Here is a 12,263-nt window from a genome sequence, read left to right as displayed (position 1 = left end):
GTCTGCTCAACACAAGGGAGGAAGTGTATGGAGAACAGTCCACGCCTTCTCGGAAAAACCGCTGCTTTCTGCAGCCTTGCCATGCTGGTGCTCATTCCAACACAAATTATAGTTTTCAGCCTGCACCGTCCACCAAGCGAAGCAAAGCTCTGGTTTGACTTGTTTGCAAGCAACTGGTTCCTTGGCCTCATCGAGATGGACCTGCTCTACCTCATCGACAACGCCTTGGTTGCCCTGGTATATCTGGGTCTGTATGAAATCCTAAAGGAAAAGCACCGTGCCCTGATGCAGATCGCCCTGCTCCTGGGGTACATCGGCATCGCAGCCTACTATAGCAGCAACCCCGCCTTCGAACTGTGGGAGGCACAGCGTAACTACGCACAAGCCTCCACCCTTATTGAACAACAAACCTGGCTGACCATTGCTGAATCCCTCATCCTGCAGTGGAGGGGAACGGCCTTCAACTCCTACTACATCCTCAACGGAATCTGCCTGATTCTCATCTCGTATGCCCTCATAAAGAGCGACCTTCCAAGAGAAATCGGCGTCATAGGCCTGATAAGCGGCATACTGATGAGCATTCCCTCAACAGCGGGAATGATAGGCTTGGTATTCTCCATCCTCTCACTCATCCCTTGGATGTTCTTCCTTGCACTGCTGTACAAGCCTTTGAAAAACATGCTGTGATTTGAAAATCAGAATCCCTGGTAAGCACCCGCAAACTTAACCACATTGCCCAGCGAGAGCACGATGATGACCACCATCAGGGCCATGAAGAGCTTGTCCACCTGTGCGTTGTCCAACCTCTTTGATACCGACCTCCCTGTCATTGCACCGACAATACCGCTTGCCATCATGGAGAGCAGAAGCAGCACATCGAACGCAGGAACGCAGTTTTGAACAATATTGGCAATGAGGTTTGCCACCTGACTGCAAAAGATGATGTACAGCGAGTTCAGTGCCGCATGCTTGCTGTCCATGGAGAACAGGTAGGAAAGGAACATGATGTTGATCGGCCCTCCCCCGATTCCCAGAAAGGAGGAGAACAGCCCCAGGACCAAGCCGGCTGCCAACGCAAGCGCCTTGTTCCGAACAGCCAGCGTCTTGATCCTCGCCTTGTTCAGGATATACAAGAACACCGTAACGGTGAGCAGGACCATCAGGATGTTCTGTACCAAGCCGAGCAGCGCATCATTCTGGTACGCCTCCTTGATGGCTGAGAATACCAGCTTTCCCAAAATTCCACCGACCGCACCACCAATGGCAAGCGGGGTTCCCACCACGCCATCTACTTTGATTGAGTCCCTGCGGCTGCGAAGCAACGAGACGGCGGTCATGGCAAGCACCGTATTGCCGCTGAGAAAGCTGATCGTGGCTACCGGATAATCGACCAGTGCATCCATGACCGGCTTGATGAGCACCCCGCCGCCGATACCACTGATGGCACCGATGACCGTAGCTATAAACGTAATGACAACCAACAGTATTTCCACACACCCCTCCAGACTTATTGCTTCTGCACCGACCGCGCCACTATCTCAAGCCTCTGGATGGCGTACGGGAAAAACTCCTGCATCGAGGAGCAGTACTTGTATCCCGTCTCATTGCGGTACCGCTTGCACCCGCCTCGACAGAGCACTCGCCATGGGCACGCGGCACAATCATCGATGCGATTGGGAGAATCCTCTATGAACCGAAGCTCTGTACGCCTGGCGTCCAATTCTGCAAAAGAATTGGTGACAATAGAGCCTAAAAGTTGGTCATCAGTGCAATAGAAGTCGCACGGATAGATAGTGCCGTTGCTCTCCACGACGTAGTTGGCCGAGCATACCCCGCCCATATCACAGCTTTCAGGGGGATAGCCGAGCAGCATCCCCACCAGATTATCAAAAAACCGGATTGAAACCGGCTTCCCCTGCTGCCAAGAGGCAAACCACAGGTCGAACAACTCCTTGAGGAACCGGCCGTAGGATTGGGGGGAAAGATAGCTCTTCTCATCCTGCAACGGGTCCATGCACGCAATATATTGGTGATAGTACACTTCATGATTGACCAAGTAGCTGTAGGCCTGTTTAATGTTCTGGGCTAGTTCGTTGGTCACTACTGAAAGGACATTGAACTGCACGTCTTCTTCCTTCAATAAGGCAATAGTTGCTGCAACCGACCTGCCGCTTCCCCTCTTCTGAGCGTCGAAACGATGCAGATCGTGAAGACGCGGACTTCCATCGAAAGAGACTCCAACGAGAAACCCATGCTGTTTGAAGAAACGCGCCCATGTTGTGTCCAGCTTCAGTCCATTGGTCTGAAACGCATACGAAACAGTGTGGTCTTCACTCTTGAGCAAAGCAACCTGCTCTACAAATCGTTCAAAAAACCCTAAGCCTGCCAAGGTTGGCTCACCACCCTGGAAAACAAAACTGCAGTGCTTTGCCTCTGCAAGGCTCTTTTGGATAATGGCATCGGCAACCTCGTTCTTCATCAACGGAAGAACCCCCATTTCTCGATGATGGGCTGTATCGAGGTAGAAGCAGTAGTCACAAGCAAGGTTACAGGCAGCCGACGCTGGTTTGATCATCATCGTCAGCTGCGATCGTTGAGTTTCCATATTCTGTGTATACCCTGTATCGAAATTATTCGCAAGCGAGTACTACTGCGTACTCAAGTCATCGGCGTTGAACGTAAGGGTCCAACCGTCGCTGACGTTCCACTCCTTATGGTACTCATTGTCCAAGTAATCATAGGCATACAGGTGCAACACCTGATTATTCTCCACCAATGCAGGGCTTACCTTGAACGTGAATTCTTCCTTCACCTCCCAGATGCCGTCACGAAGCAGGTCGTTGCCAAAGTTCTTCTCATGCACCATCTCATCGGTAGCCAAGTACAGAAACCACAAATCAGCAGGCGTATCGTTGTACAGAGAGAGGCTTTCGGCTTCTTCCAAAGCTGCTTCCGCCTCGAATACTACATAAGCGATATCCCGATTGGGATAGTACTCCTTGTGATAGAGAACTTCATCGGCATCCTTGGCGATGAGGTGAATGACTTCATCGCTATCTCCCTGCAAAGCCTCATCCAGGTAGTCCAGTTGGGCCAAATCCACAGTGAGCTCGTCAGAGTCGTAGATCAAGTCCCAATCGAGAAGGTCTGAACCATAGTCTCCTTCCACAAAATAGGAGTCGGGAACAGCATACAGATACCAAAGCGTCTGACCGGTCTGGTTTTGTACCGTCAGGTAGAACTGATCGCCCTCGGGCCACTGCAGCTCTGCCAAGGTGAGCTCGATGAACCAAGCATCGGTTGTGGGATGCCAAAGCAGGGTATAACGATCTCCATCAGTGTCGAAGGCAGTAATAGTCAGCGTTGCATACGCATCGAAGGTCAGGAACTCCTGCAAGTAGGCAAGGTCAGCCACCTGGATGCGGGCAAACTGTCCGCTTGAAAGCAGTTGCTCTCCGAGCAGATTGGTTTCACTGCCATCCATCTCGTTCGGGCTCTTCCTCTCAATATACAGCCGCTCGAAGGGGTACCCGCTGCGGTTGGCTATGACAATCGAGGGGCCGAAGGATTCAACATCAATGTCCATCGATGTCGGAAGCAGAGAATCGGAAGTAAGCACCAAATTCCAAGAATCCTCGCTTGGATCCCACTCCCCCCAATACAGGTCATCGTCCCAGTCGCTGGCATTGAAGGTGAAGATTGAGCCGTCACGTTTCTGAATCTCTTCAGAGAGCAGAGGGAATTTCGTCAGGTCGATAACCATCCGCTCCCCATCGCCAAGAGATTCAGAGAGCATATTCAGCGCTTGTGTGCTTGCAAGATACATCCGGTCATTGAAGAGGTCGAAACTCTTGATCGAGTACCCTGTCTCATTGACCAACCCCATGATCTCTCCATATCGAACAACAGGAGGATATTGTATAAACCGTGGAGGTAGTTCAATGGAGGCCATCGCAAGCTTCGGCTCTTCAACCGCCACAGCCTCGCTCTGCTGCTCAACCTCTACAGGTGCTGCTGGAACCGGCGGGACAGCTTGCTGATCAATAGGGGTTGCACAGCCCAAGAACAGAGTAGAGAGCAGAAGCACGAGAGAAATCGTGCGTACCACATTGATTCGTTTCATATCAGGGTCCTTTGCGACAGAAAAGCTGTCGCTCTTCGTCATACCTGCAAAAACCAATGGAATATCTATAGAGAGTGTAAAAAGAAACCTGCAAAATAACAATCAGCGAGGCTTCTATCTTTGTGTTATTCCCTATTTATTTAGTATGATTTATCATCCACCAGCTTCTTAATCGACCATCCATCGTAAATCGTTGGCTTGGTGTTATGGAAGTCAAGTACAGACAACGATTGGATCATATTTCGGTGCGCTCTTGCTCCAATTTGAAAGCAATGCAGATTTTCAGCGATTTTGCTGAAAGTTGTATGGTTGATGGACAAAAAGGACAGACTTGTCTAGGTGTGGATTTGAATCAGGACCAGCCTTGCAGCCGGTCCTGTTTGTTACTTCTTCACATCGTAGAGCTTTTTTCCCCGAACAGCACTCTCCATCGGAAGGCCGGTATCATAGTCCCACTGCCGGCTCTCGTACTCCTCGTTCTCACGCTGGCGCGTCAGGCCGCTGTTCTGCCAGTTTGGATGACGGTCGTTCCGCCATGGCCGGGCAACCCACTGATAGCCTCGATAGACATCGCGGGTGCGGTCCATGTGCTCGATCAGCAGGTCGTGAAGCTTGTTTCTGATTTCCCTTCTGCTAGGATCTTCAATCAGGTTGACCACCTCATGGGGGTCAGAATCCAAATCGTAGAGCTCATCGCAGTCCATCAGGTTGATCGTCAGCTTGAAGCGACCATCGGTGATGGAACGCATCATCTGCAAGCCTCCAAAACCGTCATGGTCGACCTCGTACCGGGTGAATTCACAATAGACATGCTCATTGACTTGAACCGTCGGGTCTTCGAACTGGACGAGCATGCTTTTTCCCTCAAGAAGCTTGGGAATCGGGATGCCGAAGTAATCCAGCACCGTAGGGGTCACATCGATGTGGCTGGCAGGATGGGAGACCACGACATTGCGATTGAGCTCATGGCCTCTGCCCGGCTTCACAATGAACGGAATGTTCGTTATCTCCTTGTAAAAAGCGGCATTCTTGGCCTGCAGGCGGTGCGAGCCCAGCATATCGCCATGGTCGGAGGTAAAGATGACCAAGGCATCCGGGGCAAGACGATACACCTCATCCAACACCCTGCCGATCTCATGGTCGACGAAGCTGTTGCATCCTAGGTAAAGAGAGAGCATCTTCGAGGGCGCGTGCAGCGCCTCGGGACTCTTGTGAAGGTCGTCCCCCGACCACAGGCGCTGGAGCATCGGCTTGGACTGAAGGCTGTCATGGAAGGTGGGATTGTCTTCAAACGAGAACCCATCGTACATGGTGTTGAAGGGAGCGGGACAGATGAACGGACCATGGGGCTCGTCATAGGAGACTGCAAGGAAGAAATCCTGGCCTTCATGCTCCTGCACATACCCTATCGCTTTGTTCGAAACACGGTGGGCATAGGTCATTTCCGCCCCCCAGTCCTCATCAAACGCGGTTTCGGACTTTCGTGAACGAAGCCTCTCTTCTACAGAAAGTTCCTCAAGGTAGTTGTGCATATCGTACCACGCATCTGGATCCCACCCATCCGGGCACTGTCCTAAACCGAAATAATCCCCGCCATCGAGGTGCCACTTGCCGGTATAGGCCGCTTGGATGCCGTTGTCCCTCAGCCTCTGTCCGAGAGTCTTAACATTATCTCCCAAAGGCAGGTTGTTTGAGACCACCCCGTTGGAGTGGGGAAAGGTCCCGGTAAACAGGGCCGATCGTGCCGGTCCGCAGACAGGCTGACAGCAGTAAGCCTGCTCGTAGCGCAAGCCCTGTCCGGCCAGCTTGTCGAGATTGGGTGTCAGCATGCGACTGTCGCCGTAGCAGCCCAGCATATCCTTTCTTGTGGTATCGGTCATAATGAACACAACTTGTCTTGGCATTGAATACTCCACCTCAGCCCTTCACAGCACCGGCTACCAGGCCTTTGATCATATATTTTTGGAAGAAGAAGAACAGCAGTACAACAGGAATGGTCCCGATGATTGAGATGGCATTGACCAACGACCAATCGTAGGAGAGCTCACCCAAGTAGCGAAGTGCTATGCCCACCGAGAGTGTGCGCAGGTTGTCAGCCTGAATGAGGGTGGCTGCATGCAGGTAGTCGTCCCAAGTCATCAAGAAAGCGTAGATGCCGACTGCAAGCAGACCCGATTTCACCAGGGGTGTCACAATGGTCAAAAGGATTCTCCATCTCCCAGCCCCATCGACGAACGCAGCCTCCTCGATTTCGGTGGGGATGTTTGCAAAGAAACTTGCCATCAGGATTATGCAGAAAGGCACTTGGGCTGCAAGGAGGGCGAATATCAGGCCGCCCAGGGTATTGATGATCCCCAGCTTACCCATGATTGCATACAAGCTGATCATGCGGCTGATGACCGGAAACATCTGGCTTACCAGCAGGAGGGCGAAAAAGGCTTGGTTCCAACGATTCTTGAACCGTGCAAGTGAGTATCCGGCAAAGATCGCCAGCATGCAACACAGCAAGGCCACGCAGGCTGAGACGATAAGGTTGTTCTGATAGTAGACAAAGAACTGGTTGTGCTGGGTAAAAAGCTTGATGAAGCTGTCAAGAACGGGAGTGTGCGGAAAAAACGTCGGAGGGTACTGATAGGCTTCCATATTCGTCTTGAATGAGGTGACCAGAACCCAATAGAGGGGAAAGAGCAAAAAGAGTAGAATGCTGACAAGCAGCACGTATTTGGCCAGGATGAACAACCGGGAATCGTGTTTGAGTGTAGAAGTATTTGCCATAGGTCACCCCAGATCCTGAACACGGAAAATCCGGTTGTAGAAGAATACCACCAACACCATCATGAGCATCCACAAGGTGGTTATTGCTGCCCCAGATCCCAGATTCATTGACACAAACGCCTCGCGGTAGCTGAGTACGGCAAGCGTGGTGGTGGCGTTGTTCGGACCGCCTCCGGTCATGGTCCAGAAAAGCGGGAACTGCTTGAAGTTCTCGATGATCGCCATGGAGATGCTCACCTTGATCACCGGACTGAGATAGGGCAAGGTAACAGAAACAAAACGTCTGAACTTGCCGGCCCCGTCGATCATCGCCGCTTCGTTGATCTCCTGAGGAACATTCTGAAGTCCTGCCAGCAACAGCAGGGACATGAGGGGAATCTGCTTCCAAAGGGCGGCGATACCCACCCCGGCAAGTGCTGTCTGTGGATTGTTGAGCACGGCGAAGTCTTTCACGTTCCCAAAGGTAACAAGATCGACCAAGTATTTGATAAACCCGTATTGGGGTTGAAAAAGCCACATCCATATAAGGGCCGAGATGACGGTGGGCACCACCCAAGGAGTCATCATGACGCTTCTGAGCAATCGGGCGCCCTTGATCTCGGTATTTAAAATCAGGGAGAGCACAAGCGAAAGCATAAACTGCAACAACACCACTCCCAGCACAAAGCTGAAGGTATGGATGCTCGCCATGGTGAATGCATCGGTCTTCGCTAGATACAGATAGTTTGCAAAATCGTTCCAGACGCCCGGCTTTCCGCTGATGATGTTGCGTACCCCATAGTCCTGAAAGCTCTTGACCACTGAATCCACTATGGGAACGATGATGAACAACACCGTCATCAGAAGGGCCGGGACATCGAGGAGGAACGAGAAAAGAAAGTCTGCTCTCGTCCGCTTCAAGGTTCTGCTTTTCATACCACTCCTACCATGGGAGCCGGGAAGACCGGCCCCCACAAACATACGTTATGTTACTGGGAAATCTTTACACTCGCAGTGTTTTTGAACTTCTCGATGGAAGCAGCAACATCCTGCTTGCCGACCGTCACAGCCTGCGCAAGGGAGCACAGCTCAAGATTGAGATTGCTGATCCTGGGAATGAACGACTGCACCTGCACTCTGCCTGCAGCCGGGGAGGCACCCTTGAGAATGCCGTTGTTCACCACACTCTCCATGGTCGCCATCGACTTCTTTGCAGGATATGCGGGGGTGAGGTCACGCAGGTAGGAGCTGAGTGTCTGTTCGCTGATCACGAACTCCACAAACTTCGACAGTGCAGCTTTTCTGGCGGGTCCGTTGTCGACCAAAATGAAACAGTGGGCTTGAAGCAGGCTCGCCCCTACTCCGTTTCCACCCTTCAAGGGCTCGGCGGAGGCGGTGAAGTTGACTGCATCAGGATTAATCGACTTTACACCGTTGAAACCCCAGCTCTGGTCGTAATACATGGCAAGCTGTCCGAGGGCGAAGAGGTTTCTCAGGTCCTTCAGCTTGGCATTCTGTGGATTGTACCCCAGCTGGTCGAGCTTCTGCACCATGGTAAAGGCATCCTTGAAACCTTGGTTGTCCACAGCGAGTTTTCCCTGTGCATCGAGCACCTGACCGCCGAAATTGAAGACCATTGCAGTCAAGGAAGCTCCTGAAACAGGTACCGAAGCAGTGGTCTGGCCAAAGGCATAGACCTTGTTGCCGTTTGCATCCTTCAGTTGGGAGAGCTTCTGGGCGTAGGAGAGCATCTCATCATAGGTCTTAGGCGGCTTGTTCGGATCGAGTCCCGCCTGGGTGAACAGGTTCTTGTTGTAATACAGTACATACGGAGAGACATAGAGCGGAATACCGTACGGCTTGCCTTCCACTTCGAAGGACTTGAGGACATCGGGATAGAAGTCATCGACAAACGCTTGAGGAAGGATGTCCCTGACAGGGGCAGCCAAACCTGCATCGACAAGTCCTGGAACCCAGTCGATCTCCCCGAAAATGACGTCGACCTTGTTGCCGCCGCCGGCCATATTCACCACCTGGTTGACGATCTCACCATAGGGAGCGGTCACCCACTCGATGGTGATATCGGGGTTGGCAGCCTCAAAATCCACTTTCACCTGCTTCCAGAACGGTTCATACCCGCTCTCCAGCAGAGCATAGTTCGCCACCTTGAGGGTCACCGGACCGGCGGGGGCGGCTTCAGTCTTTCCTGCTGCAAACACAGAAGCAGACAGCATTGCAAGCACCAACAGAAATACTACGACTTTCTTCATGATTCAAACTCCCTTTTGTTGTATAGCTATTTATACGCTCTCGCGCATAACCAGTTTCGTATCCAGATAGACTTCCAAGCGCTTTTCAAACGAGCTGCGGTTGTCTATAAGGCTCATCATCATATCCATCACCCAACGGGCAATTTCGCTCTGCTCAATCTCAACAGAGCTAAGTGTAGGAGAAGAGAATCGGCACAAACGCGTATTGTCAAAGCCGATGACCGAGATGTCATCCGGAACATTGAAGCCCATTTTTTGACATGCCTGCATTCCCACCAAGGCAATCGGATCGTTCCTTCCGAAAATCCCGTCAGGGACATAGCCCGACGCAAGCAGATCGATCACCTTGGCACTCAATTCGTCCTCGGTGCGGCAACCGCTGACAACCACAGGCTCCAGCCGATACACATTGCACTGGTCGGTAAAGCCCTTCAAGCGCCAGTCATCCATGCTGCTCCAATTGCCAGAGGTGCTGACACGGTCAAGAAACAACAGCTTGCGCCTGCCCCTCTCGTACAAGGTCCGTACGACACGACGAGAACCTTCATACAGACCGGTGTTGATCAATCCATAGACCCCCTGAATCGAGCTGTAATCGCGGATTTCCAAAAGGACAATCGGTATTCCGGCATCGATCAGCCGCTGGATATTATGCAGAGGAAAGGATGCCGAACCGATGACGATGCCGTCAAAGAATTTGGAATAGATACGGTTGACGAAATCCTCATCCTGATGGTCGGCACACAATGTAATAAAGTAGTCCTCTTTATAGGCGAGACCGTCTATTTCGCTGATAAGCTTGCCGAAGTACTCACCCTTGATGTCGTCGGCGATGAAAAGAATGTGGTTCGATTTCTTCCCCTTAAGGGCACGGGCCATGGAATTGGGACGGTAGTTGAGCCGGGCGATCGCCTCCTCCACCTTCCTGCGCTTCTCTTCCTTCACATACCGATTGCCGTTGATCACATACGAGACGATGGTCTCTGTCACCCCTGCCTCGATGGCGATGTCCTTGCGCGTTATGGTTCGAAGGTCCTTTTTGCTTTCCATGCCTGATTCCACCAATATACACACCTGTGTACATTGCTAGGATAAGACAGGTGTGCTATTCTGTCAAGGAAAATTGTAGGAGCAAGGAAGAGCACCATGCAGGATATCGCAGACATCATAGGCCTGTTCGCCATCGAAGGCGAACTTGAGAAAGTCAAGGCAAACAAGGAAGGGCACATAAACAGCACCTTCATATCAACCTTCAAATGGAACGGGAACCATTACAAGTACACCCACCAGAAACTCAACGATGCAGTCTTCACCCGGCCCGAGGAGGTCATGGACAATATCCAGCGGGTGACAAGCCACATCCAGAGCAAGGTTGCACACCTTCCCGACAAGGACAAACGGTGCCTGAAGCTTGTACAAACCAAGGGGCATCAGTGGTATGCGTATGACGATGAGGACAACCTCTGGCGAACCTACCACTTCATCGACGGGGTGAATACCTACCCCTTCCTCGATGACCGGCTCCTTGCCTATCGCTTCGGAGAGGCCGTGGGGACCTTCCAGCAGCATCTCTCGGATTTCCCGGCCGACCAGCTGCATACCACGATTGCAAAATTCCACCACATGGGAAATCGCTACAGCCAACTCAGGCAGGCTGTCAGCGATAACAAAGCTGGAAGGCTCGACTCCGTGCAAGCCGAACTGAAATTCTTTCTAGAGAACGAAGAGCGGGGAATGGTCCTCACCAATGCCTTGGAAGCAGGACAGGTACCGCTGAGAGTGACCCACAATGACACAAAGATCAACAACATCCTTTTCGACCAGACAAGCGGCGAAGGAGTTTGTGTGATCGACCTCGATACCGTGATGAGCGGAACCATCCTCTTCGACACCGGTGACATGCTCAGAACCGGCAGCATCACGGCAAGCGAGGATGAGCAGGACCTGAGCAAGGTCAAATGCGATGAGAAGCTCTTCATCCAGATGGTCAAAGGGTACCGCTCTGTAGCGGACAGCTTTTTAACACAATCCGAGCGAAGCCTCATTGCAGAATCAGGGAGGGCGACCACCCAGATCATGGGGGTGCGCTTCCTCACCGATTATCTCAATGGTGATGTCTACTACCACATCGAGCGGCCGAGCCACAATCTCGACCGAGCCAGAACCCAGATCGCCCTGATGCAGGATATGGACCGCAAATGGAAGGACATTATGGATTGTCTTTCATAGATGCAATGTGAGCATGCAGCTGCTTGCGAAAATCGGTGGGAGAGAGATGGTGGTACTCCTTGAAGGCCTTCGAGAAAGCCAGTTCATCATCAAATCCCACCTGATGGGCAACCTGCGATATATACAAGTACTTTGAAAGCAGCAAACTTGAAGCATGCTCCATGCGCACTGCGTTGAGGAACTGCTTCGGCGAGACCTTGTACACCTCCTTGAAACAAGCGTACAAGTAGTTGCGGCTCACTCCGAACCGGCGGGCCAACTCCTGGATCTTAATCGGCTCGCTGAAGCGCTCCATTATATAATGGTAGGCCTTGCGGGCATACTGGGCACATTGCTGGTTGCTCTCACCGGCCAGCGTTCCTTGTGCCTGATAATCCTCGACCAGATGTGCAATGAAGTGGAAAAAACAGCCGTTTCTGCGCAATTCATTGGTGAACGTGAGGTGATAGGTCTCGATCATGCCTTCGATATCCTGCAAAAGAAGCTGCTCATTGAGTACTGACCGCACAGGATGCTCTCTACTGAAGCCGGCCATCGCCATGCTCTCTTCACTCATAAGACCTGAAAAGCCCACCCACATGTAGTGCCAGGGATCGTCCTTGTCGGCGGTGTACTGAGCCTTGACTCCGGAAGGGATCAGAAAGGCATGGCCGGCCTGCAGAGCATACTCCCTGCCATCCATCTTCAGCACTCCCTTTCCGCTTCTCACAATATGGATGAAGCTGGTGTCACGAACCTCAGGCCCATTGTTGTGAAGCGGCGAACACTGCTGGATGCCGCAGTACGACAGCGCAAGATCGATGGCGGATTTCCTCACCCCGTCCAATCCAACAAATCTGGCAGCCTTGATCAACAACTCTTCTTCGGCCATGGCTCTACTCCTGCCG

The 12,263-nt window shown here is 52.0% G+C and carries 11 protein-coding genes; 2 read left to right on the top strand and 9 right to left on the bottom strand.

Features of this window, described 5'->3' with window-relative positions; genetic code table 11:
• The first annotated feature begins 27 nt into the window (after window positions 1–27).
• Window positions 28–687 (top strand): DUF4386 family protein, encoded by a 660-nt coding sequence (locus MUG09_RS02420; protein ID WP_244773167.1) that lies wholly within the window; start codon window positions 28–30, stop codon window positions 685–687.
• Window positions 688–695: 8 nt separating this feature from the next.
• Here MUG09_RS02420 and MUG09_RS02415 read toward each other — a convergent pair whose 3' ends face one another.
• From MUG09_RS02415 to MUG09_RS02380, 8 genes are all read right to left on the bottom strand, one after another.
• Entirely contained in the window at window positions 696–1,493 is a 798-nt protein-coding gene (locus MUG09_RS02415; RefSeq protein ID WP_244773165.1) for a sulfite exporter TauE/SafE family protein, read from the bottom strand.
• A 14-nt stretch (window positions 1,494–1,507) separates the two neighbouring features.
• Window positions 1,508–2,605, bottom strand: coding sequence for a radical SAM/SPASM domain-containing protein (locus tag MUG09_RS02410; RefSeq protein WP_244773163.1), 1,098 nt, complete (start codon window positions 2,603–2,605; stop codon window positions 1,508–1,510).
• A gap of 42 nt (window positions 2,606–2,647) precedes the next feature.
• Entirely contained in the window at window positions 2,648–4,123 is a 1,476-nt protein-coding gene (locus MUG09_RS02405) for a hypothetical protein (RefSeq protein ID WP_244773155.1), read from the bottom strand.
• Between the two features lie 383 nt (window positions 4,124–4,506).
• The gene (locus MUG09_RS02400; protein WP_244773153.1) at window positions 4,507–6,027 is read right to left on the bottom strand and encodes a sulfatase-like hydrolase/transferase; all 1,521 of its coding nucleotides are present in this window, start codon (window positions 6,025–6,027) and stop codon (window positions 4,507–4,509) included.
• 13 nt (window positions 6,028–6,040) lie between these two features.
• On the bottom strand, window positions 6,041–6,898 hold the full coding sequence (locus tag MUG09_RS02395; RefSeq protein ID WP_244773152.1) for a carbohydrate ABC transporter permease: 858 nt from the start codon (window positions 6,896–6,898) through the stop codon (window positions 6,041–6,043).
• A gap of 3 nt (window positions 6,899–6,901) precedes the next feature.
• Window positions 6,902–7,813, bottom strand: coding sequence for a carbohydrate ABC transporter permease (locus tag MUG09_RS02390; RefSeq protein WP_244773150.1), 912 nt, complete (start codon window positions 7,811–7,813; stop codon window positions 6,902–6,904).
• Between the two features lie 53 nt (window positions 7,814–7,866).
• A complete protein-coding gene (locus MUG09_RS02385) occupies window positions 7,867–9,147 on the bottom strand; it encodes an ABC transporter substrate-binding protein (RefSeq protein ID WP_244773148.1) in 1,281 nt (426 codons plus the stop codon).
• Between the two features lie 30 nt (window positions 9,148–9,177).
• Window positions 9,178–10,197: a LacI family DNA-binding transcriptional regulator gene (locus MUG09_RS02380; RefSeq protein ID WP_244773146.1), complete on the bottom strand. Its 1,020-nt coding sequence runs from the start codon at window positions 10,195–10,197 to the stop codon at window positions 9,178–9,180.
• Window positions 10,198–10,293: 96 nt separating this feature from the next.
• Here MUG09_RS02380 and MUG09_RS02375 point away from each other — a divergent pair, with 96 nt between their 5' ends.
• Window positions 10,294–11,376, top strand: a complete 1,083-nt coding sequence (locus MUG09_RS02375; RefSeq protein ID WP_244773144.1) for a phosphotransferase enzyme family protein — start codon at window positions 10,294–10,296, stop codon at window positions 11,374–11,376.
• Here the strand turns inward: MUG09_RS02375 and MUG09_RS02370 are convergent.
• Window positions 11,357–12,247, bottom strand: coding sequence for an AraC family transcriptional regulator (locus MUG09_RS02370; RefSeq protein ID WP_244773142.1), 891 nt, complete (start codon window positions 12,245–12,247; stop codon window positions 11,357–11,359). The two genes, MUG09_RS02375 and MUG09_RS02370, sit on opposite strands and share 20 nt — an antisense overlap.
• Between the last annotated feature and the right edge of the window lie 16 nt (window positions 12,248–12,263).

It is taken from the genome of Sphaerochaeta associata (genome assembly GCF_022869165.1).
Taxonomy (GTDB): domain Bacteria; phylum Spirochaetota; class Spirochaetia; order Sphaerochaetales; family Sphaerochaetaceae; genus Sphaerochaeta; species Sphaerochaeta associata.
Note: the sequence above shows the minus strand (reverse complement) of the source record. Positions and strands in the feature narration are given on the sequence as shown.

Excerpts from the sequence above, each read along its gene's own strand:
- MUG09_RS02420 (WP_244773167.1), top strand. The coding sequence starts at position 28 with ATGGAGAACAGTCCACGCCTTCTCGGAAAAACCGCTGCTTTCTGCAGC.
- MUG09_RS02410 (WP_244773163.1), bottom strand. The coding sequence starts at position 2,605 with ATGGAAACTCAACGATCGCAGCTGACGATGATGATCAAACCAGCGTCG.
- MUG09_RS02405 (WP_244773155.1), bottom strand. The coding sequence starts at position 4,123 with ATGAAACGAATCAATGTGGTACGCACGATTTCTCTCGTGCTTCTGCTC.
- MUG09_RS02400 (WP_244773153.1), bottom strand. The coding sequence starts at position 6,027 with ATGCCAAGACAAGTTGTGTTCATTATGACCGATACCACAAGAAAGGAT.
- MUG09_RS02395 (WP_244773152.1), bottom strand. The coding sequence starts at position 6,898 with ATGGCAAATACTTCTACACTCAAACACGATTCCCGGTTGTTCATCCTG.
- MUG09_RS02390 (WP_244773150.1), bottom strand. The coding sequence starts at position 7,813 with ATGAAAAGCAGAACCTTGAAGCGGACGAGAGCAGACTTTCTTTTCTCG.
- MUG09_RS02385 (WP_244773148.1), bottom strand. The coding sequence starts at position 9,147 with ATGAAGAAAGTCGTAGTATTTCTGTTGGTGCTTGCAATGCTGTCTGCT.
- MUG09_RS02380 (WP_244773146.1), bottom strand. The coding sequence starts at position 10,197 with ATGGAAAGCAAAAAGGACCTTCGAACCATAACGCGCAAGGACATCGCC.
- MUG09_RS02375 (WP_244773144.1), top strand. The coding sequence starts at position 10,294 with ATGCAGGATATCGCAGACATCATAGGCCTGTTCGCCATCGAAGGCGAA.
- MUG09_RS02370 (WP_244773142.1), bottom strand. The coding sequence starts at position 12,247 with ATGGCCGAAGAAGAGTTGTTGATCAAGGCTGCCAGATTTGTTGGATTG.